Annotated in this window: 17 protein-coding genes; 9 read left to right on the forward strand and 8 right to left on the reverse strand. The window is 69.1% G+C overall.

The window, feature by feature from the left end:
- The first annotated feature begins 142 nt into the window (after nt 1-142).
- From ACAM54_RS02125 to ACAM54_RS02135, 3 genes are read left to right on the forward strand one after another with little or no spacing between them, the layout of a single operon-like run.
- Nucleotides 143-1,630, forward strand: a complete 1,488-nt coding sequence (locus ACAM54_RS02125; protein WP_369649677.1) for an FGGY family carbohydrate kinase — start codon at nt 143-145, stop codon at nt 1,628-1,630.
- Complete coding sequence (locus tag ACAM54_RS02130; protein WP_369649678.1) at nt 1,627-3,390, forward strand: glycerol-3-phosphate dehydrogenase/oxidase; 1,764 nt, start codon at nt 1,627-1,629, stop codon at nt 3,388-3,390. The genes ACAM54_RS02125 and ACAM54_RS02130 overlap by 4 nt, the downstream gene beginning before the upstream one ends.
- Nucleotides 3,391-3,392: 2 nt before the next feature.
- Nucleotides 3,393-4,148, forward strand: coding sequence for a GntR family transcriptional regulator (locus tag ACAM54_RS02135; protein WP_369649679.1), 756 nt, complete (start codon nt 3,393-3,395; stop codon nt 4,146-4,148).
- A gap of 6 nt (nt 4,149-4,154) precedes the next feature.
- Here ACAM54_RS02135 and ACAM54_RS02140 read toward each other — a convergent pair whose 3' ends face one another.
- Genes ACAM54_RS02140 through ACAM54_RS02150 form a run of 3 tightly spaced genes read right to left on the reverse strand, consistent with a single transcriptional unit; the run spans nt 4,155 to nt 9,623 of the window.
- The gene (locus tag ACAM54_RS02140) at nt 4,155-5,048 is read right to left on the reverse strand and encodes a DMT family transporter (RefSeq protein WP_369649680.1); all 894 of its coding nucleotides are present in this window, start codon (nt 5,046-5,048) and stop codon (nt 4,155-4,157) included.
- Between the two features lie 48 nt (nt 5,049-5,096).
- Nucleotides 5,097-8,213: an excinuclease ABC subunit UvrA gene (gene uvrA / locus ACAM54_RS02145; RefSeq protein ID WP_369649681.1), complete on the reverse strand. Its 3,117-nt coding sequence runs from the start codon at nt 8,211-8,213 to the stop codon at nt 5,097-5,099.
- Nucleotides 8,214-8,231: 18 nt separating this feature from the next.
- A complete protein-coding gene (locus tag ACAM54_RS02150) occupies nt 8,232-9,623 on the reverse strand; it encodes a chloride channel protein (RefSeq protein ID WP_369649682.1) in 1,392 nt (463 codons plus the stop codon).
- Between the two features lie 108 nt (nt 9,624-9,731).
- Between ACAM54_RS02150 and ssb the strand changes: the two genes are divergently transcribed.
- Both ssb and ACAM54_RS02160 read left to right on the forward strand, forming a co-directional pair.
- Complete coding sequence (gene ssb, locus ACAM54_RS02155; protein WP_145742684.1) at nt 9,732-10,274, forward strand: single-stranded DNA-binding protein; 543 nt, start codon at nt 9,732-9,734, stop codon at nt 10,272-10,274.
- Between the two features lie 119 nt (nt 10,275-10,393).
- Complete coding sequence (locus ACAM54_RS02160) at nt 10,394-12,370, forward strand: sensor histidine kinase (RefSeq protein ID WP_369649683.1); 1,977 nt, start codon at nt 10,394-10,396, stop codon at nt 12,368-12,370.
- Nucleotides 12,371-12,382: 12 nt separating this feature from the next.
- On the opposite strand, the gene ACAM54_RS02165 is transcribed toward ACAM54_RS02160, so the two are convergent.
- Together ACAM54_RS02165 and ACAM54_RS02170 are read right to left on the reverse strand one after the other, a co-directional pair.
- A complete protein-coding gene (locus ACAM54_RS02165) occupies nt 12,383-12,823 on the reverse strand; it encodes a GFA family protein (RefSeq protein WP_369649684.1) in 441 nt (146 codons plus the stop codon).
- Nucleotides 12,824-12,841: 18 nt separating this feature from the next.
- Entirely contained in the window at nt 12,842-13,555 is a 714-nt protein-coding gene (locus ACAM54_RS02170) for a YebC/PmpR family DNA-binding transcriptional regulator (protein ID WP_369649685.1), read from the reverse strand.
- A gap of 358 nt (nt 13,556-13,913) precedes the next feature.
- Between ACAM54_RS02170 and ACAM54_RS02175 the strand changes: the two genes are divergently transcribed.
- The 4 genes from ACAM54_RS02175 (at nt 13,914) to mnmA (ending at nt 17,482) form a co-directional block, all read left to right on the forward strand.
- Complete coding sequence (locus tag ACAM54_RS02175) at nt 13,914-14,294, forward strand: helicase SNF2 (RefSeq protein WP_369649686.1); 381 nt, start codon at nt 13,914-13,916, stop codon at nt 14,292-14,294.
- A gap of 362 nt (nt 14,295-14,656) precedes the next feature.
- The gene (locus tag ACAM54_RS02180) at nt 14,657-15,256 is read left to right on the forward strand and encodes a hypothetical protein (RefSeq protein WP_369649687.1); all 600 of its coding nucleotides are present in this window, start codon (nt 14,657-14,659) and stop codon (nt 15,254-15,256) included.
- Nucleotides 15,257-15,335: 79 nt separating this feature from the next.
- Complete coding sequence (locus ACAM54_RS02185) at nt 15,336-16,322, forward strand: LLM class flavin-dependent oxidoreductase (RefSeq protein ID WP_369649688.1); 987 nt, start codon at nt 15,336-15,338, stop codon at nt 16,320-16,322.
- A 50-nt stretch (nt 16,323-16,372) separates the two neighbouring features.
- The gene (gene mnmA, locus ACAM54_RS02190) at nt 16,373-17,482 is read left to right on the forward strand and encodes a tRNA 2-thiouridine(34) synthase MnmA (protein ID WP_369649689.1); all 1,110 of its coding nucleotides are present in this window, start codon (nt 16,373-16,375) and stop codon (nt 17,480-17,482) included.
- 27 nt (nt 17,483-17,509) lie between these two features.
- On the opposite strand, the gene ACAM54_RS02195 is transcribed toward mnmA, so the two are convergent.
- From ACAM54_RS02195 to ACAM54_RS02205, 3 genes are all read right to left on the reverse strand, one after another.
- Nucleotides 17,510-17,989 carry an NUDIX hydrolase gene (locus tag ACAM54_RS02195; protein ID WP_145742672.1) on the reverse strand — a complete coding sequence of 160 codons (480 nt, stop codon included), beginning with the start codon at nt 17,987-17,989 and terminating at the stop codon, nt 17,510-17,512.
- Nucleotides 17,990-18,006: 17 nt separating this feature from the next.
- The gene (locus ACAM54_RS02200) at nt 18,007-18,441 is read right to left on the reverse strand and encodes a DUF4019 domain-containing protein (protein ID WP_369649690.1); all 435 of its coding nucleotides are present in this window, start codon (nt 18,439-18,441) and stop codon (nt 18,007-18,009) included.
- A gap of 83 nt (nt 18,442-18,524) precedes the next feature.
- The gene (locus tag ACAM54_RS02205; protein ID WP_145742668.1) at nt 18,525-19,238 is read right to left on the reverse strand and encodes a response regulator transcription factor; all 714 of its coding nucleotides are present in this window, start codon (nt 19,236-19,238) and stop codon (nt 18,525-18,527) included.
- Between the last annotated feature and the right edge of the window lie 273 nt (nt 19,239-19,511).

A 19,511-nucleotide genomic window follows, 5' to 3' on the forward strand; every position in this document is an offset into this window, starting at 1 on the left:
TGCCTTGGGGGAGCAGATCTTCGGGACCTCATTGTCACGACAGTTGTTATGACAGGTAGAATGTAATCGCGGGTCGTTCGCCGCGATAACTAGGGGAAACGCTACTGGCAAGTGGCATTCAACTCGCCGAAGCTGTTATGACATGAAGCCAAATATACTGATCGGCGTCGACATGGGCTCGAGCAGCCTGAAGGCGCTGGCCCTCGAAGCCGCGAGCGGCCGCACCGTCGCCTTGTCCCGCATGTCCCTGCCGCACGACCGGCTGCCCGGCGGAGGCTGCGAGGTGGGCGCGCCCGCGATCCGCGCCGCGCTGACCCACGTGCTGCGCGATGTCGCCCTCCAGCTCGGTCCGCGCGCGGCCGAGGTCCGTGCCCTGGCCTGCACCGGCCACGGCGCCGGCCTCTACGCGCTCGATGCCGGCAACCAGCTCGTGGGTGGACGCGCCGTCGCCTCCACCGACCAGCGCGCCGATGCCCGGGCGCGCGCCCTGGCCGCAAGCCGCGGCGCGCAGTTGTTCGAGGACGTGGGCTGCAGCCCCTGGCCCGGGCAGCCCACGGTGATCGCGGCCGAGCTGCTGGGCGCGGATGCGGTGCAGCGCGGCGAACTGCACCGCCTGCTGTTCGCCAAGGACTACCTCGGCTTTCTGCTGACCGGCCAGATCGCCACCGACGCCAGCGATGCGAGCACCGCCGGCCTGGTGTCGCTTGCCACCGGCAGCTGGTCGCGCGCGGCTTTCGAGGCCTCGGGCATCGCGGAGCTCGGTGCGCGCGCCTTCGGCCCGATCGTGCCGAGCGGCACCATGATCGGAAAGCTCCTGCCCGCCGAAGCCGCGCTGTGCGGCCTGCCCGCGGGCATTCCGGTGGCGATGGGCGCCATCGACCTGCTCGCCTCGATGACCGCGATCCGTGCGGAAGGGCGCGGCCGCGCCGTATCGGTGCTCGGCACCTGGTGCGTGAATGCGGTCGTCGGGCCGGTGATGGCGCCCAAGCCCGCCGTTGCCGCCATCGTGAACTTCGGCCGCGGCAATGCGCGGCTCTACATGGAGAACAGCCCGTCTTCGATGGCCAACATCGCCTGGCTGGCCGGCGTGCTCGCGCTGCCCGATGCGCGCGCGGTGGTCGACCTGGCCATGACGGTGCCGCTGGGCGCCAGCGGCCTGCGCTTCCTGCCCTTCGTCAATGGCGGCGCCAGCCTGACGGCCGGCTTCGTGGGACTCAAGAGCCATCACACGCGCGCCGACATGGCGCGCGCCGTGGTCGATGCCGTGGCGGCGCTGCATGCGCGGCACACGGCGCGCCTGGCCGCGGCCGGCCTCGCGGTGAGCCAGACGACGGTGCTCGGCGGCGGCGCGGGCGATGCCCGCCTCGTGCGGCTGCTGGCGGCCTTCCTGGGGCGCCCGGTCGAACGTTGCGCCGACGACGAGACCGGCGCACGCGGCGCCGCGATCTACGCCGCCATGTCGCAGGGCCTGGACGACGCGTCGCAGGGCAGCCCACTGCTCGCGCCCTGCGAGCTCATCGAGCCCGATGCGCGCGAGGCCCGCGCCCATGCGGATTTCAACGCCGGTTTCAACGAACTGATCGACAGCATGTCACCTGTATTCACCCACCTCGCGGGCGGTGCCGAATGAGCGCCTGGCAACTTCCCTTCGTGCGCTCGGCCTCGCTGGCAGGCCGCCATTTCTCCACCGTGATCGTGGGCGCCGGCATCAACGGCGTGGGCGTGTTCCGCGACCTTTCGCTGCAGCGCGTCGACTGCCTGATCGTCGACAAGGGCGACTTCGGCGCCGGCGCCAGCAGTGCGCCTTCGCGCATGATCCACGGCGGCCTGCGCTACCTGGAGAACGGCAGCTTCTCGCTGGTGGCCGAAGCCACGCGCGAGCGCAACCTGCTGCTGCGCAATGCGCCGCACCTGGTGCGGCCGCTCAAGACGGTGGTGCCGCTCGCGAGCTTCTTCGGCGGGCTGATGAGCAGCGCGCTCAAGTTCTTCGGCCGCACGCCGCCGCAGCGCACGCGCGGCCTGCTGGCCGTGGCGCTGGGCCTGCGGCTCTACGACCTTTTGGGACGCCGCCAGCGCGTGATGCCGGGGCATCGCATCAGCCGCGTGCCGCCGGCCGACCGCGGCCTGTTCCGCGCGGCCATCCGCTGGACCGCGACCTTCTTCGATGCCTGGATCAGCCATCCCGAATGGCTCATCCTCGAACTCATAGCCGATGCCTGCCGCGACCAGCCGCGCTCCGCGGCCGCCAACTACTGCCGCGTGATGGGCTGCGCGGGCAACATCCTCACCTTGCGCGACGAGATCACCGGCGCACTCGTGCGCGTGACCGCCGACACGGTGGTGAACGCCACCGGCGCCTGGCTCGACCGCAGCGCGGCCGTGCTCGGCGGTGCCGGCCCGCGCGTGATGGGCACCAAGGGCTCGCACCTCGTGCTCGACCATCCCGCGCTGCGCGACGCGCTCGACGGCCGCATGGCCTACTTCGAGGCGGTCGACGGGCGCGTGTGCATCGTCTATCCCTTCCTCGACCGGGTGCTGGTGGGCTCCACCGACATCCCGGTCGAGGACCCGGACCAGATCGTCACCGAGCCGGCCGAGGTCGACTACCTGATCGAGGTGCTGCGCGAGGTCTTCCCGAACATGGCCTTCGGGCGCGGCGACGTGGTCTACACCTATGTCGGCGTGCGGCCGCTCGCGCGCTCCGAGGCCGACAAGCCGGGGCAGATCTCGCGCGACCATTCGGTGGTGGTGGATCCGCCGAACGCGACGCGCGACATCGCCATCGTCGGCCTGGTCGGCGGCAAGTGGACCACCTTCCGCTCGCTGGCCGAGGAGGCCACCGACGAAGTGCTGCAGCTGCTCGGCCGCTCGCGCACCGCGTCGACCGAGCTGCTGCCCATCGGCGGTGGTGCGGACCTGCCGGCCGATGCGCCGGCGGCCGAGCGCTTCGTCGAGAAGATGGTGGCCGCCTGCGGCATGGACCGCATGCGTGCACTGACCCTGCTCGGCCGCTATGGCTCGAAGGCGCTGCCGCTCGCGCAGCGCCTGGCGGCCTCGGGCGACCTGCCGCTGCAGCATGCACCGGACTACTCGGCCGCGGAGCTCTCCTACCTGTGCCTGGAGACTGGTGTGGTGCATCTCGACGACCTCGTCATTCGCCGCACGCTGCTGGCCATTCGCGGCCTCGTCACCGATGCCGCGCTCGCCGAGATCGCGGGCGTGGCGGCCGAGGCGCTGGGCTGGGACCCCACCCACGCCCACAACGAGCTGTGCGCCTGCGCCACCGCGCTGCGCGAGCGGCACAACGTGCGCCTGCATGCCGAGGCCGTCGGCGAGGCGCCTTCTTTCGATGCATCATTGATGGCCAGCTCAGTCCTCGGCCCAGCCTAAAAGTGAACAGTCCCAACGACATGTCGACCGTGCTCGACCGCAATTCCGAATCGCCGCTGTGGGCGCAGTTCCGCGACGCCATCCGCTTGCAGATCCTGCAGGGCGTGCTGCCCATCGGCGCCAAGCTGCCTTCGGAGGCGGAGCTCGGCGACCAGTTCGGCATCTCGCGCATCGTGGTGCGCGAGGCCTTGGCCGACCTCGTGCGCAACAACCTCATCTACAAGATCAAGGGCCGCGGCGCCTTCGTGTCGGCGCGCGAGCGCGACGAGGATTTCGTCTCCACCGTGCTCGGCTTCTCCGACGAGATGGAGCGCAAGGGCCGCTCGGTGCGCACGCAGATCCTCGCGCAGGAATTGCGCGCACCCACCGAGCACGAGGCTGCATCGCTGGGCCTGGCCGACGACACCCAGGTGGTGGCCCTCAAGCGCCTGCGCAGCGTGGACGGCGAGCTGCGCCTCCTGGTCGAGACCGCGGTGCCGGCGGACCTGGCGCCCGGCCTGCACCGCGCGCGGCTGGAAGACCGCTCGCTCTACGACGTGCTGCGCCGGCAGTACGGGCTGCGCCTGGTGCGCGCCGAGCGCTGGATCGATGCGGTGCTGCCCGACGCCGAAACCTGCAGGCTGCTCGACCTGCCGCAGCCCGAGCCGCTGCTGCGCATCGAGTCGATCGCCTACGGCGCCAACGGCCGGCCGCTGGAGCACTACCGTGCGCTGCACCGCTGCAAGACGAGCCGCCTGCACGTGCAGACGACGACCTGAATTTTTTCAGGCCTTGGCGGTGCTGCTGCGCGAGGGCCAGAGCACCGAGGCGATGGCCACCATCATCAGCGCTACCGCCACCCAGTCCTGCCAGTGCACGACCTCGCCGAGCCACACCGCGCCGCTGAACACGCCCAGCACCGGAATGAACATCACGCTCAAGGTCGAGGCCACTGGCGGCAGGCCGCGTGCCAGGTAGAACCAGGCCGCGTGCGCGAAGCCGAAGATCAGCACCGCGTTGTAGGCGATCGAGCCCCAGGTCACGGGGCCGGGCCAGCGCCATGGGCCGCGCTCGAACAGCAGCGACAGCACCGTCATCACCACGGCCGTCATGGCCGTCATCCAGAACGACAGCGTGAGCGTCGCCAGCCCGATGCGCGAGTGGCGCAGCAGCTGCGTGCCCAGCGCCCAGGTCGCGGCCGCCACCAGTGCGAGCGCAACGTAGCCGGGCCGGCCCGCGAGGTCGGTGAGCTCGTGCCACAGCAGGAGCCCCACGCCGATCGCGCAGGCGCCCACGCCGAGCCATGAGCGCCGCGTGAGCACGGCCGAGAACAGCAGCGCGCCGATCACCGCGGAGAACACCGGCATCGTGTAGCCCAGGATGGCAGCGCGCCCGCCCGACAGCGCCTTCACCGCCAGGATGATGCAGGCGTGCCAGATGAACATGTTGGTGGCGCCCAGCCACAACAGCTCGGGCCAGGCGCTGCGCGGCACGCGGAACGGCACCTTCATCCACACCAGCGCGAGCCCCAGCACCGGTACGCCGAGCCAGATCGATATCGCGCGGAAGGCCAGCGGCGGATAGTCCGCCACGCCGAGCTTCATCACGGGCCAGTTGAGGCCCCACGCAAGCGTGAGGAGAACGAGCAGGACGAACTGGCGCGGCGTGAAGGAAGGCATGGGCCGCGATTGTGGCGCGGCCCGCGCATCCGTGCCGGGGCAGGGCCGCTACAGCAGCCGCTTGAGGTAGCGCCCCGTGTGGCTCGCCTCGTTGGCCGCGATGTCTTCGGGCGTGCCCTCGCCCACCACCGTGCCGCCGCCGGCGCCGCCCTCGGGGCCCATGTCGATCAGCCAGTCGGCCGTCTTGATGACGTCCAGGTTGTGCTCGATCACCACGATGGTGTTGCCCGCGTCGCGCAGCTGGTGCAGCACCTTGAGCAGCAGCTCGATGTCGGCGAAGTGCAGGCCGGTGGTCGGCTCGTCGAGGATGTAGAGCGTGCGGCCGGTGTCGCGCTTGCTGAGCTCCAGCGCGAGCTTCACGCGCTGCGCCTCGCCGCCCGACAGCGTGGTGGCCGACTGGCCGAGCTGGATGTAGGACAGGCCCACGTCCAGCAGCGTGCGCAGCTTGCGCTCGATGGTGGGCACGGCCTTCAGGAACTCGTGCGCGGTCTCCACCGTCATCTCGAGGATCTGCGCGATGTTCTTGCCCTTGTAGAGCACCTCGAGCGTCTCGCGGTTGTAGCGCTGGCCGTGGCAGACCTCGCAGGGCACGTACACGTCGGGCAGGAAGTGCATCTCGACCTTCACCACGCCGTCGCCCTGGCAGGCCTCGCAGCGCCCGCCCGCCACGTTGAAGCTGAAGCGGCCCGGGCCGTAGCCGCGTTCGCGCGCGGTGTTGGTCTCGGCCATCAGCTCGCGGATCGGCGTGAACAGGCCCGTGTAGGTGGCCGGGTTGCTGCGCGGCGTGCGGCCGATGGGACTCTGGTCGACGTTGATGACCTTGTCGAAATACTCGATGCCCTCGACCGACTCGTGCGCGGCCGGCTCTTCGTGCGCGCGGTAGAGCGTGCGCGCCACGGCGGTGTAGAGCGTGTCGTTCACGAGCGTGGACTTGCCCGAGCCCGAGACGCCCGTCACGCAGGTCAGGAGGCCGACCGGGAAGGCGACGCTCACGTTCTTCAGGTTGTTGCCGGTGGCGCCGACCACGCGGATTTCCTGCAGGTCGGTCTGCGAGGCCAGGTGCGCCGCTTCGCGCGCGGCGCGCCGCTCGGCCGCAGGGCTGGGCGGAAAGCGCGAGGCCTTCCTGCCTTCGTTGAAGGCCGGCTTCTTCACGACCGGCAGCCAGGCGGTGCGGCGCTTGGGCACCTCGATCTTCTTCGTGCCCGAAAGGTACTGGCCGGTCAGCGAATCGGGGTTGGCCGCCACCTGGGCGTAACTGCCCTGCGCCATCACGCGTCCGCCATGCACGCCCGCGCCCGGGCCCATGTCGATCACGTGGTCGGCCGCGTGGATCATGTCCTCGTCATGCTCGACCACGATCACGCTGTTGCCGATGTCGCGCAGGTGCTTCAGCGTGCCGATGAGCCGGTCGTTGTCGCGCTGGTGCAGGCCGATGCTGGGCTCGTCGAGCACGTACATCACGCCCGTCAGGCCCGAACCGATCTGCGAGGCCAGCCGGATGCGCTGCGCCTCGCCGCCCGAAAGCGTCTCGGCGCTGCGGTCCAGGCTCAGGTAGTTGAGGCCCACGTCGTTCAGGAACTTCAGCCGCAGGCCGATCTCGCGCACCACCTTGTCGGCGATGTCGGCCTTGGCGCCGCGCAGCTTGAGCTTCTGGAACCAGGCGAGCGAATCGCGCAGCGTGAGGTGGCTCAGTTCGAAGATCGCCATGCGCGGAGGCTCGCCGCCATCGGCCGGACGCGCCGACTCATCGACCAGGAACACGTTGCGCGCCTCGGGCCGCAGCCGCGAGCCGCCGCAGTCGGGACACGGCTGCAGGTTGCGAAAGCGCGCGAGGTCTTCGCGCACCATCACCGAATCGGTCTCGCGGTAGCGCCGCGACATGTTCGGGATGATCCCCTCGAAGGGATGCTTCTTCGTGAGCTTCTTGCCCGCGAAGTTGCCCGACTCCATGGTGTAGTTGAACTTGATCTCCTCGGCCGCCGAGCCGTGCAGCAGCACCTGCTGCACCGAGGCCGGCAAGGATTCGAAGGGCGCGTCGACGTCGAACTTGTAGTGCTTCGCGACGCTCTCGATCATGCTGAAGTAGTAGCCGTTGCGGCGGTCCCAGCCCTTGATGGCGCCGCTTGCGAGCGAGAGCGAGGGAAAGGCCACCACGCGCGCCGGGTCGAACACCTCGCGGTGGCCGAGGCCGTCGCAGCTCGGGCAGGCACCCACCGGCGAGTTGAACGAAAAGAGGCGCGGCTCCAGCTCCGACAGCGAGTAGTGGCAGATCGGGCAGGCGAACTTGGCGTTGAACAGGTGCTCCTTGTCGGGCGCCCCCTCGGTGCCCAGCTCCAGCGCGATGGCGCGGCCTTCGGCCAGCCGCAGCGCGGCTTCGAAACTCTCGGCCAGGCGCTGCTGCATGTCGGGGCGCGCGCGCAGCCGGTCGATCACCACGTCGATGTCGTGCTTCTCGGTCTTCTTGAGCTTGGGCAGGTCGTTGTATTCGCAGGTTTGCCCGTCGACGCGGAAGCGCACGTAGCCCGCGGCCTGCATCTCGGCGAAGAGTTCGAGGAATTCGCCTTTCTTCTCTCTTGCCACCGGTGCGAGGATCATCAGCCGCGGCTCGTCGGGAATGGCCAGCGTGGCATCGACCATCTGCGAGACGGTCTGCGCCTGCAGCGGCAGGTGGTGGTCGGGGCAGTAGGGCGTGCCGGCGCGCGCATAGAGCAGGCGCAGGTAGTCGTGGATCTCGGTCACCGTGCCCACGGTGGAGCGCGGGTTGTGGCTGGTGGCCTTCTGCTCGATGCTGATGGCGGGCGACAGGCCCTCGATCACGTCGACGTCGGGCTTGTCCATGAGCTGCAGGAACTGCCGCGCATAGGCCGAGAGGCTTTCCACGTAGCGCCGCTGGCCTTCGGCATACAGCGTGTCGAAGGCCAGGCTCGACTTGCCCGAGCCCGACAGGCCGGTGATCACCACCAGCTTGTTGCGCGGGATGTCGAGGTCGACGTTCTTCAGGTTGTGGGTGCGCGCACCGCGGATGCTGATGCGCTGCTGCGCGAGCACCGCGCCGAGGTAGGTGTCGCGTTCGAGTTCCGCGTCGCGTGCGCGCTGCGCGTCGTCGTCGGCGTATTCAATGGCTTTGGAATTCAAGGGGGCGATCGTCCGAGGGCAACCGGACATGATAGACCGCCGACGATTTCATGGCGAGGGAGAGGGAACCGGCGGTTCGGACTTCGGGGTCTCTGCCGGCGCCGGGTGCACCGCTTCGGTGCCGCCTCCGCTGCTGATCGCGCGGCCCACCATGTACTCGGCCAGCGTGTCGTACAGCGGACGGCTGATCATCCGGGAGACCAGGCTGGCCAGCATCGCGGCGGCCATCAGGCTCAGCACCATCGAATGGCCGTCGACCATTTCCATCACGATGATGAAGGCGGTGAGCGGCGCCTGTGTCACTGCGGCCAGGAAGCCCGCCATGCCCATGGCGATGAGCGCCGGGCCCAGGTCGCTGCTGGCGAGGCGGGCCACCGCGTCGCCGATGCCCGCACCGATCGACAGCGACGGCGCGAAGATGCCGCCCGGCACGCCGCACCAGGCCGTGAGCCAGGTGGCGACGAACTTGAGCACCGTGTAGAGCGGCGTCAGTTCGTCATGGCCCTGCAGCATCTGCTTGACCGCCTCCGAGCCCGCGCCGAAGGTGACGCCACCCGTCGCCAGCCCGATGAGCGCCACGGCCAATCCGCCGGCGGCCGCGAAGCGCACCGGAAAACGTGCGCGCCAGCGGTTCAGGCGCCCGGGCGCGCCGGTCAGCGAAGCGGTCAGCAGCCGCGCGAACAGCCCGCCGGCCGCGCCGCTCAGCAAGGTGGCCAGCAGGCCCGGGCCGAGGGCATCCCAGCCGAGCCGGGGCACGCGGATCACGCCGAAATAGCTGGTATTGCCGAAGGCCGACACCGCCACCAGGCCCGCCAGCACGATGGCCGTGATGATGAGTCCGCTCGAGCGTGCCTCCAGCCGGCCCGAGAGTTCCTCGATGGCGAAAACCACGCCTGCCAGCGGCGCATTGAAGGCCGCCGCGATGCCGGCCGCCCCGCCGGCCACCAGCAGCGCGCGCCCGTCGATGGCGGTGTTGGGCGAGAGCCAGCGCCGCGCGTGCTGCATCACGCCGGCCGCGACCTGCACCGAGGGCCCTTCGCGGCCGATCGACAGGCCGGCCGCGAAGCCCGCGGCGCCCAACCCGATCTTCGCCACCGTCAGCCGCAGCGACGCGAAGGCGGAGCGCCGCTCCTCGGGAAGCGCAGGATGCAGCGCCGCCTTGATCTGCGGAATGCCCGAGCCGCCCGCGCCGGGGAAGAAGCGCAGCGTGAACCACACGATGCCCGCCGTGACGAGCGGGGTCGCCAGCAGCACCGCCCAGGGGTGGGCCGCATAGAGGCGATGGAAGCGGCCGAAGGCCCAGTCGCTCGCGTATGTGAAACCCACGACGAAGAGCCCTGCCGCAATCGCATAGCCGAGCACGATCGCCCGGTCGAGCCAGACACGGCCGCCCCGCAGCTCGGTGCGCAGATGCTCGAAGAAGTCTGGTTCTCTGTTCATGCCGAAGACGCATTCTGGCATCGGCCGGGGCTGCGGCCGGCCGCCTTGGGGCACAATCGAGGGTTCCTTTCAACCTTCTCCTTCATCCACTTATCAGGGGCAGTGCATATGGCATCGGTCAACAAAGTCATCGTCGTCGGCAACCTGGGGCGCGACCCCGAAATGCGTACCTTCCCGAGCGGCGACCAGGTCGCAAATGTCACCGTGGCCACCACCGATCGCTGGAAAGACAAGCAAAGCGGCGAAATGCGCGAAGCCACTGAATGGCACCGCATCGTCTTCAACGGCCGCCTGGCCGAAATTGCCGGCCAGTACCTGCGCAAGGGCTCGCAGGTGTACGTCGAAGGCAGCCTGCGCACGCGCAAGTGGACCGACAAGGACGGCATCGAAAAATACACCACCGAAATCCGCGCCGACCAGATGCAGATGCTCGGCAGCCGCCAGGGCCAGGGCGGCCCCTCGGGCGGTCCCGAGGACGACGGCGGCTATTCGCAGGGCGGCGGCTACTCGCAAGGCGGCGGTGGTGGTGGCGGCGGCTACGCCCCCCGTGCACCGGCCGCGGCACCGCGCGCTCCGGCGCCGGCACCGCGCCAGGCTCCGGCCAAGTCGTCGTCGGGCTTCGACGACATGGACGACGACATTCCGTTCTGAGCTGAATCGCAGCACCGTGGCTGAAGCCGTTCCATCGCTGCTTCAGCCGCGCGGCTTGCCGGGAACGCATCTGTTCCCGGCTGTTTTTTCCTGAACCGGAGCGGCCAGGCCGCACGCCGATGAGCCTCGGATCTGCGCGGCGGCTGCTCGAACACTTCTCCAGATACCGTCTTGCCTCGTTCTGGGCGAACGGGGTGCTCGTGGTTTCCATCGCACTGCTGGTCGCCATGGCCGCCTTTTTCGGCACCACCGGCGCCGCGCAGCCCAACGCGGCGCTGCATCTGACGCAGGCCGACTGGCAGGTGGAAGACGCACCGGGCTTCCGCGCATTGCCGCTTGCCGCGGACAGCAAGGCCCTGCCTCCCGCCTGGCAGCCGGTCGAGCTGCCGCTGGCGCTGCCCATCGCCTTGCTGCGCCAGGCCGATGGCAGCGCGTCGACGGATGCAACCCGCATCACCTGGCTGCGGCTTTCGACGCGCAATCTGCCCCTCACGACGGCGCCGCTCGCGCTCTATGGCGCGCGCATCAAGACCGACGGCACCATTGCGGTGTATGCCAATGGACGGCTGGTCCACAGCGCGCAGGTGCAGGGCCCGCTGTGGAACAGCACGCGCACGCCGCTGTGGGTGCTGCTGGGCAAGACGATCGACGGCGCGCCGTTGAACGAGATCCTGGTGCGGATGGAGCACACGCGCGGCGCGCAGGTGGCGGTTTCGTCGCTGTGGCTCGGGCCCGCCGAAGCGCTGGAGCCCCGCTACCGCATGCGGCAGTGGCTGCAGCAGGAGCTGCCGGCCATGCTCAGCGCGGCCTTCATGGCCGTGGGCGTGTTCGCGCTGTTCGTGTGGTTCAGGCGCAGCCACGAGACCGGCTACCTGCTCTTCTTCAACCTCGCGACCACCTCCTTCCTGCGCAGCCTGCATTTCTATGTCGGCGTCCCGGTCGCCAACGACTGGTTCGCCTGGCTCACGGTCAACTCGCTGTTCTGGCTGGTGGCGGTGGTGCACTTCGCGCTGCGCCAGCTGCACGGCCGTCCGCTCCGGTGGTTCACCGGCGCGGTGGTGGCGTGGACGGTGCTGACCGGCGTGCTGACGCTGCCGGGCCTGGCGATCCTGAGGAACACGCCGCAGGTCACGCCGCTGATCTACCTGGGCGCGGCGCTGATGGGGGTCGCCGTGGCGCTGGTGGGCGGCATCAGCGCCTGGCGCCGCTCCGGCGAGGGGCGGCTGGTGGCCGTGGGCATCGGCGTGTGCGTGCTGCTGGGCGTGTCCGACTGGCTGCTGCAGAACAATTTCGTGAGTCCCGAGGGCTGGTACCTGGGCGCCTACACCAATGCCGTCACGTTCAGCGTGTTCGGGGTGCTGCTGTACCGGCGCTACGTCAATGCCATTGCCGAGGTCGAGCGGGTCAACGCCAGCCTGGCCCAGCGCCTTGCGGCGCGCGAAGCCGAGCTCGAGCTCAGCCACCGGCGGCTGCGCGAGGTCGAGAAGAAGCAGACCATCAGCGACGAGCGCCAGCGCCTCATGCAGGACATGCACGACGGACTGGGCTCCTCGCTGATCAGCGCCATCCGCTCCGTGGAGGGCGGCAGCATGAGCGATGACAAGGTCTCGCAGGTGCTCCAGAGCTGCCTGGACGACCTCAAGCTCACCATCGATTCGATGGAGCCGCTCGAGGACGACCTGCTGCTGCTGCTCGCCACGCTGCGCTACCGGCTCGGGCCGCGGCTCGAGAGTTCGGGCGTGGCCCTGCAATGGCAGGTGCAGGAGCTTCCGGCGCTGGACTGGCTCGACCCGACCAGCGCGCTGCACATTCTGCGCATCGTGCAGGAGAGCATTGCCAACGTGCTGCGCCATACCCGCGCCACCGAGATCCGGGTGGCCACCGAACCCGAAGCGTCGGGCGTGCGGGTGAGCATCGAGGACAACGGGCAGGGCTTCGACGTCGAGAAGGCCCTGGCCGGCGCCGGCGGCCGCGGCATGCAGAACCAGCAGCGGCGGGCGCAGGCGGTCGGCGGCGAGGTGTCGTGGCGCTCCGGGCCCGGGGGCACGCTGTTCACGCTCTGGCTGCCGCTCCAGCGCGGCGCACGGGCGGCGTAGCAGGGCCGAGGCTCAATCGGCGTCGGCGTGGCCCGCGTATTGGGGCAGGTCGTCGGTGATCGTGAACCAGGGCGCCTTCGAGCCCACGAAGATGTGCGCGCGCGGGCGGATCGACGGCTCGTCGGCCAGCGTGCCCAGGGTCACATGCACGAACAGGCCGTCGCGCACCACCGAGTAGAGCAGCGAGCCGCAATGGCGGCAGTGCACGTCACCCGCGTCTTCCTTGCCGAAGACCAGGAGCTCGTCCTGGCCTTGTGCAATGGCCAGCTTGTGCCGCTCGATGCCGGCGAAGGGCTTGAAGGCCGATCCGGTCGCGCGCCGGCAGTCGGCGCAGTGGCAGTTCAGCGCATAGGCGAACGCGTCGGCCACGGTGTAGCGCACCGCGCCGCAGAGGCACTGGCCGGCGAGCGTGCGGGGGGCCGCATTCTCGGGGCGGGTCACCGGACTCTCCATCGGATGAGAGGCAGCGGCTCAGCCCGCCAGGCCCACGAACACGTTCTGCACGTCGTCGTTCGCGTCGATGGCCGCGAGGAACACTTCGACCTCTTCGAGGTGCTCCGCGCTGAGGCTGGCCGGATCGACCGGGTTCTTTGGCTTGTAGCCCAGCTTGGCCGACAGCACGGTGAAGCCCTGGGCCGGCAGCGCGCGGCTCACGAGGTCGAGATCGGTCGGGTCGGTCAGGAACACCGTGGCGCCGCCTTCGCCGGCCGCCTCGAAGTCCTGCGCGCCCGCTTCGATGGCGGCCACTTCGGCATCGGCATCGGCACGCGAGGGCTCGGCCTCGATCATGCCCACGTGGTCGAAGTCCCACGACACCGAGCCCGAGGTGCCGAGCTGGCCCTTGCGGAACAGCACGCGCATTTCAGGCGCGGTGCGGTTCACGTTGTCGGTCAGGCATTCGACCATCACAGGGACCTGGTGCGGCGCAAAGCCTTCGTAGATCACATGCTCGAAATGCACCGCCTCGCCGGTGAGCCCCGCGCCTTTCTTGATGGCGCGGTCCAGCGTGTCCTTGGGCATCGAGACCTTGCGGGCCTGCTCCACCACCAGCCGCAGGCGCGCATTCGAGGCCGGATCGGCGCCGCTGCGCGCGGCCACCATGATTTCCTTGGCCAGTTTTCCGAACAGGCGGCCCTTGGCATTGGCCGCCAGGTCCTTGTGCTTTGCTTTCCACTGTGCGCCCATGGCTGATGTTCCTTGTGTTGTGTGTGTGGCTGGATGGGCCGTTTGGGGCGACTACTTTAGCCGCAGCGCTGGAGGGCGGCAGTTTTTTCCAATCTGCGAAGGCCGGTGTCTCCATGGCCCCGGTCTTTCGCTTTGGCGATGCGATTGTTTCCTTTCCGTGAACGCCGTGGTTCTTTTTGCTAAGGGTTTTTACGTAGAAGACGGCGCACAATTCATCTCACAGACCGGCCCCCAAGCCGATCTGGGTGAACAGGGCCCCGAGCGAGGTGGCCGCCCCCCAGAAGAGGGACGGTGACCCACCCAAGACCGGTTCGAAATCATCCAAAGCCAAAACTGAACTGAATTGAAGGAAATCAAAATGACCGCCTCGAAGATCCTCTCCGCCGTTGCTGTTGCCCTCATGGCCGTCGCTGGCGCCGCCCACGCCGAAACCTACGAAGGCGTGCATCCGCTGACCTCGGCCGCCAGCCGCGCCGACGTCGCCGGCCAGGCCGTGGTTGCCGCGCACAGCGCCAACCCGTACGCCACCGGCGCCAATGCAGGCCCGGCCCAGGTGTTCGTTTCGTCGACCAGCCGCGATGCGGTCCGTGCCGAAGCCGTGGCTGCCGCCCGCAGTGCCGATCCGTACGCCGAAGGCGCCTCGTCGGGCGTGGCCCCGATCGTCGCCAGCACGGTGGACCGCGCCACGGTGCGCGCCGCAGCCCGCGCTGCTGCCCGCGGCGACGCACTGCCGCTGTAAAAAACGGCCTCGGCGCTCGGCGAGCGCCAGTCCTCCCAAAAGCCGGCCATGCGAAAGCATGGGCCGGCTTTTTGCCGTGCTGGCCGCCCCGGACGCGAAGGCGCGGCCCGGGCGTGGTTGATTTGCCACGCAGGCAAATGCTTTCGCCTTACAAAACGGCCGCCGCCTTCGCGGGCGGACATCGAGCTTTGGCCGCAGCCCGGTACGATGGTGCCCGCCGCGGCGGGGCTGGCCGGCGCGGCTTCGATGGCCTCCCATCCGCGAGATTCCCACAACGTGAGCTGCACCCTGGTTCTGAAAGACGCCGCCGGCCGCTTCGAAGCCGATGCCTTCGCGTGCCTGGCAGGTTGAGCCGAGCACGCATGGCCCTCACGCTCGACCCCGAAGACACGCGCGCACGCATTCACGGCCTGGCGTGGTGCGGCTTCCATCCCGACGGCGACATCGAATGGATGATCACCGACGAGTACCTCGATCCCGACGAGCTCACGGCCGAAGACCGTGCCTGGGTCAGGGCCGAGGCGGCGCGCGCCTGCGCCGCCAAGCGCGCCGCCGAGGCTTCGTGGCCCGCGCAGACCGAATACGACCGGCTCGACGCGGTGTTCGCCCAGCTGCGCAGCGAGAAGATCATTGCGCTGCACCGCGCCGGCAACACGCTGGCCGACGGCCACGACGACGTGCGCGAGCAGTGGCGCGCCGCAGGCCGGCTCGCTTCGGGCATTCGCGGCTGCTGCTTCTATCACGCGCAGGATCTCGACACTGCGGTGCGCACCGGCCGCCTCTACCTGGCGTTCAGCGGCGGCATGATTCCCGAGATCGACCAGCGCGAGGCCAACACCGTCGCGGTCGGCCGGCGCATCGTCGAGCTGCTGCGCGCGGCCGGCTTCGGCGCCCAGTGGAGCGGCAACATCAACGAACGCATCGAGGCCGACCTGGGCCAGTGGCGCAAGCGAAGCCCGTAGCCGGGCCGCGGCCAGCCCTAGCAGAGCGGGCAATGGCTTGCACGAGCAGGGATCGCCGGATCGCGCCATCATCCGGCCCATGATCCCGTTCTCGATCCTCGACCTTTCCCCCATCACCGAAGGCAGCGACGCCGCGCAGTCGTTCCGCAACTCGCTTTCGCTCGCACAGCACGGCGAAAAGCTGGGCTACACGCGCTACTGGCTGGCGGAGCACCACGGCATGCCGGGTATCGCGAGCGCGGCCACGGCGGTGCTGCTGGCCTACATCGGCGCCGGCACCTCGGCCATCCGCATCGGCGCCGGCGGCGTGATGCTGCCCAACCATTCGCCGCTGGTGATCGCCGAGCAGTTCGGCACGCTGGAGTCGCTGTATCCGGGGCGCATCGACCTGGGCCTGGGCCGCGCGCCCGGCTCCGACCAGCGCACGGCGCGCGCGCTGCGCCGCAACCTCGAATCCGATGCCGACCAGTTCCCGCAGGACGTGGTCGAGCTCATGGACTTCATGTCCAAGGCGCCGCAGCAGCCCGTGCGCGCAGTGCCGGGCGCGGGACTCGAGGTGCCGGTGTGGATCCTCGGCTCGAGCACCTTCGGCGCCCAGCTGGCCGCGCACCTCGGGTTGCCCTACGCCTTTGCCTCGCACTTCGCGCCGCAGCAGCTGATGCAGGCGATCCAGATCTACCGCGAGACCTTCAAGCCCTCGGCGCAGCTGCAGAAGCCTTATGTGATGCTGGGCTTCAACGTGTTCGTGGCCGACACCGACGAAGAGGCCGAATTCCGCGCCACCTCGTGGCAGCAGGCCTTCGTGAACCTGCGCAGCGGCCGGCCGGGGCGCCTGCCGCCGCCGGTCGAGGGCTACCGGCAGAAGGTCGGCCCGGCCGAGAACGCGCTGCTCGACTCGGTGCTGTCGTGTTCGGCCGTGGGCTCGCCCGCCCGGGTGCGCGAAGGCGTGCAGGCCTTCATCGACCGCACGGGCGCCGACGAGCTGATGATCACCTCGCAGGTGTTCGACCACGCGGCGCGGCTGCGCTCCTACGAGCTCTTGGCCGGCTTGCGCAGCCAGGCCTGATTTCCCCCACGCCGGCCGCCCGCGCGCCGGGCTGGGACAATGGCGGGCTTATGGCAAAGCAACGGATCGTGGTGGGACTGAGCGGCGGGGTCGATTCCGCGGTCACGGCGCACCTGCTCAGGCAGCAGGGGCACGAGGTGGTCGGCATCTTCATGAAGAACTGGGAAGACGACGACGACAGCGAATACTGCTCGTCGAACATCGACTTCGTGGACGCCGCCAGCGTGGCCGACGTGCTGGGCATCGAGATCGAGCACGTCAACTTCGCGGCCGACTACAAGGACCGCGTGTTCGCCGAGTTCCTGCGCGAATACAAGGCCGGCCGCACGCCCAACCCCGACGTGCTGTGCAATGCCGAGATCAAGTTCAAGGCCTTCCTCGACCATGCGATGCGCCTGGGCGCCGAGAAGATCGCGACCGGCCACTACGCGCGTGTGCGGCTGAACGAGGCCACGGGCCGGCACGAACTGCTCAAGGGGCTCGATCCCTCCAAGGACCAGAGCTACTTCCTGCACCGGCTGAACCAGGCGCAGCTGTCGAAGACGCTGTTCCCCGTGGGCGAGCTGCACAAGACCGAGGTGCGCCGCATTGCCGAAGAGATCGGCCTGCCCAACGCGAAGAAGAAGGATTCGACCGGCATCTGCTTCATCGGCGAGCGGCCGTTCCGCGAATTCCTCAACCGCTACATCTCCAAGGAATCAGGCCCCATCAGGGACGACCGCGGCCGCAGGCTCGGCGAGCACCAGGGCCTGAGCTTCTACACGCTGGGCCAGCGGCAGGGGCTGGGCATCGGCGGCGTCAAGGAAAAGGGCGCGCAGCGCGGCTCGGGCGACCACTCGCCGTGGTTCGTGGCGCGCAAGGACGTCGAGAAGAACACGCTCTGGGTGGTGCAGGGCCATGACCATCCCTGGCTGCTGTCCTCGGCGCTGGCGGCCGGCGATGCGAGCTGGGTCTCGGGCGAGGCGCCCGCACCGGGCCGCTACGGGTCGAAGGCGCGCTACCGCCAGGCCGACGCCGCCTGCGAGCTGGAGGAAGGCGGCGGCGACGCCGCGGCAAGCTTCAGCCTGCGCTTCGGCGAGCCGCAATGGGCCGTCACGCCGGGGCAGTCGGTCGTGCTCTACGACGGCGAGCGCTGCCTTGGCGGCGGGGTCATCGTCTGAGCGCCTGAGGCCGGCGCGCGGCAGCCTTCAGCGCACTGATTCGTGGACGTGGATCAGGTCGAGCGGATACCGCTTGCCGGCCAGATGGTCCTCGACGCACTGCAGCAGCAGCGGGCTGCGGTGGCGCGGCACGCTGGCGCGGATTTCGTCGGCGCTCATCCAGACCGTGCGCACGATGCCTTCGTCGAGGGCGCGGCCCGCTTCCTGCGCGCCGAGCGTACCGGCAAAGGCAAAGCGCAGGTAGGTCACGTCTTCCTTGCTGCCCGTGCGGTGGCTCGAGCGCGCCATGTAGATGCCGACCAGCGCCGTGGGCGTGAAGGCATGGGCGGTCTCCTCGAGGGTTTCGCGGGCGCAGCCTTCGATCGGCGATTCGCCCGGATCGAGGTGCCCCGCCGGGGTATTGAGCCTGAGCCCCTGGGCGGTGTGCTCTTCCACCAGCAGGAATCGGCCGTCCTGCTCGATCACGGCGGCCACGGTGACATTGGGTTTCCAGCGCGGGGTCGTCATGGTCTTGGGCTCTTGGTTCAACGCAGCACGTAGCTGCTGAAGCGCCAGATGCGGTCGCGATCGAGATGGAAGCTCACGAGTTCGCGCAGGGTGCCATCCGGCTTGTTGCTGAAACGGGTCTCATACTCGATGCTGACATACTGGCCGGCCGTTTCGGCATCAGGGTCGGCCACGGCCCGGCGGTTGACCGCCACCCAGGTGCGCTGCAGCGGCGCCCCCAGCGGCGAGCGGCTGCTGGAAACCTTGGCGGCGAACTCGGTGCGCGCGATGCGCTTGCGGGTGGCGGCCGTGGCGCCGTCCCAGAGCTCGCCGATCCTGCCCTGGTCGATCATCCGGATGGCCTGCATGCCGCCTTGCACCATCTCGCTGGCTTCCACATCCTGAGCGGCGGCCGTGCCGAAGGCGCCCCAGCACAGTACGGCGACCAGCAGCAGCCTCGTGAGAACTTTCATCGGCTTCATTCCTTGGGGCGGCCCACGGCAAGGGCCCGAAGCCGTTTGGAGCCCGTATCGGGGCGGAGATTCCCGGGCGGGCCTCAGCGCGCGAGGCTGTCCGGGTGTGTGCTGGCGTCGACCACTTCGAGCCGGTAGCCCAGCCCGTAGATGGCCAGCAGCAGGAAGCCGCTCGAGGGCCCGAGGCCCAGCTTGGTCCGCAGGCGGGAAACGTGGGTGTCGAGCGACCGCGACAGCGCCGCCGTGCCGGCGCCCCACACCGCCTCGTGCAGATGCTCGCGCGACAGCAGCCGGCCGAGGTTCTGGAACAGGAACAGCGCGAGCGCGTATTCGCGGTTCTTCAGCTCGACGGTCGCGCCATTCACCTTGAGGACCCGCGCGGGCGGGTAGAAGTGATAAGGGCCGAACACCAGCTCCGTCTCGTGCTGCGCGGGATAGGACCGGCGCAGCAGCGCATTGACCCGGGCCTCGAGCTCGGTGGCGCGAACCGGCGCGATCATGAAATCGTCGGCGCCCGCATTGAGCCCTTCGACCACGGCGGCCTCGTCGCGCGTCGTGGTCACGAACAGAATGGGCGCGCGGCTTCGCAGCTCGTTGCGGGCGGTCTTCACGAGCTCGATGCCGTGCACGTCCGGCGGGTTCCATTCGAGGATCAGAAGATCGAAGGTTTGCCGGCGCAGCGCCTGGAGCAAAGGGCGCCCTTCGGTGTACGAGTGACATTCGTGGCCGAGCCCCGACATCGCCTGGGCGATCAGCTGAAGCTGATCGGGCTCGTGATCAAGTACTGCAATACGCATTCCATCCCCTTCTTCCTGCCAAATTTGCCTCTGCGGGCTTTCGAGTGAAAGAAGTGTATCTATCTGCGTCTTCGGAAAAAAGCCTTGGTGCAACTTATGCACGAAATGAAGGTATCTTTCTTGGAGTTGATAGCAATTGCAAACAAATGCGTGCCAATTGACGACAAGGGTTGCCGGCTGCCGCTGCCTGGCAGCCGGGCGCGTCCGCGTGCGGGAGCGCGGTGTTGGGGAAACAACCGATGTACGGGCGTGCCGGCTTCGAGGTCGCCTGCT

The organism is Variovorax sp. V93, assembly GCF_041154485.1.
Lineage (GTDB): Bacteria > Pseudomonadota > Gammaproteobacteria > Burkholderiales > Burkholderiaceae_C > Variovorax > Variovorax beijingensis_A.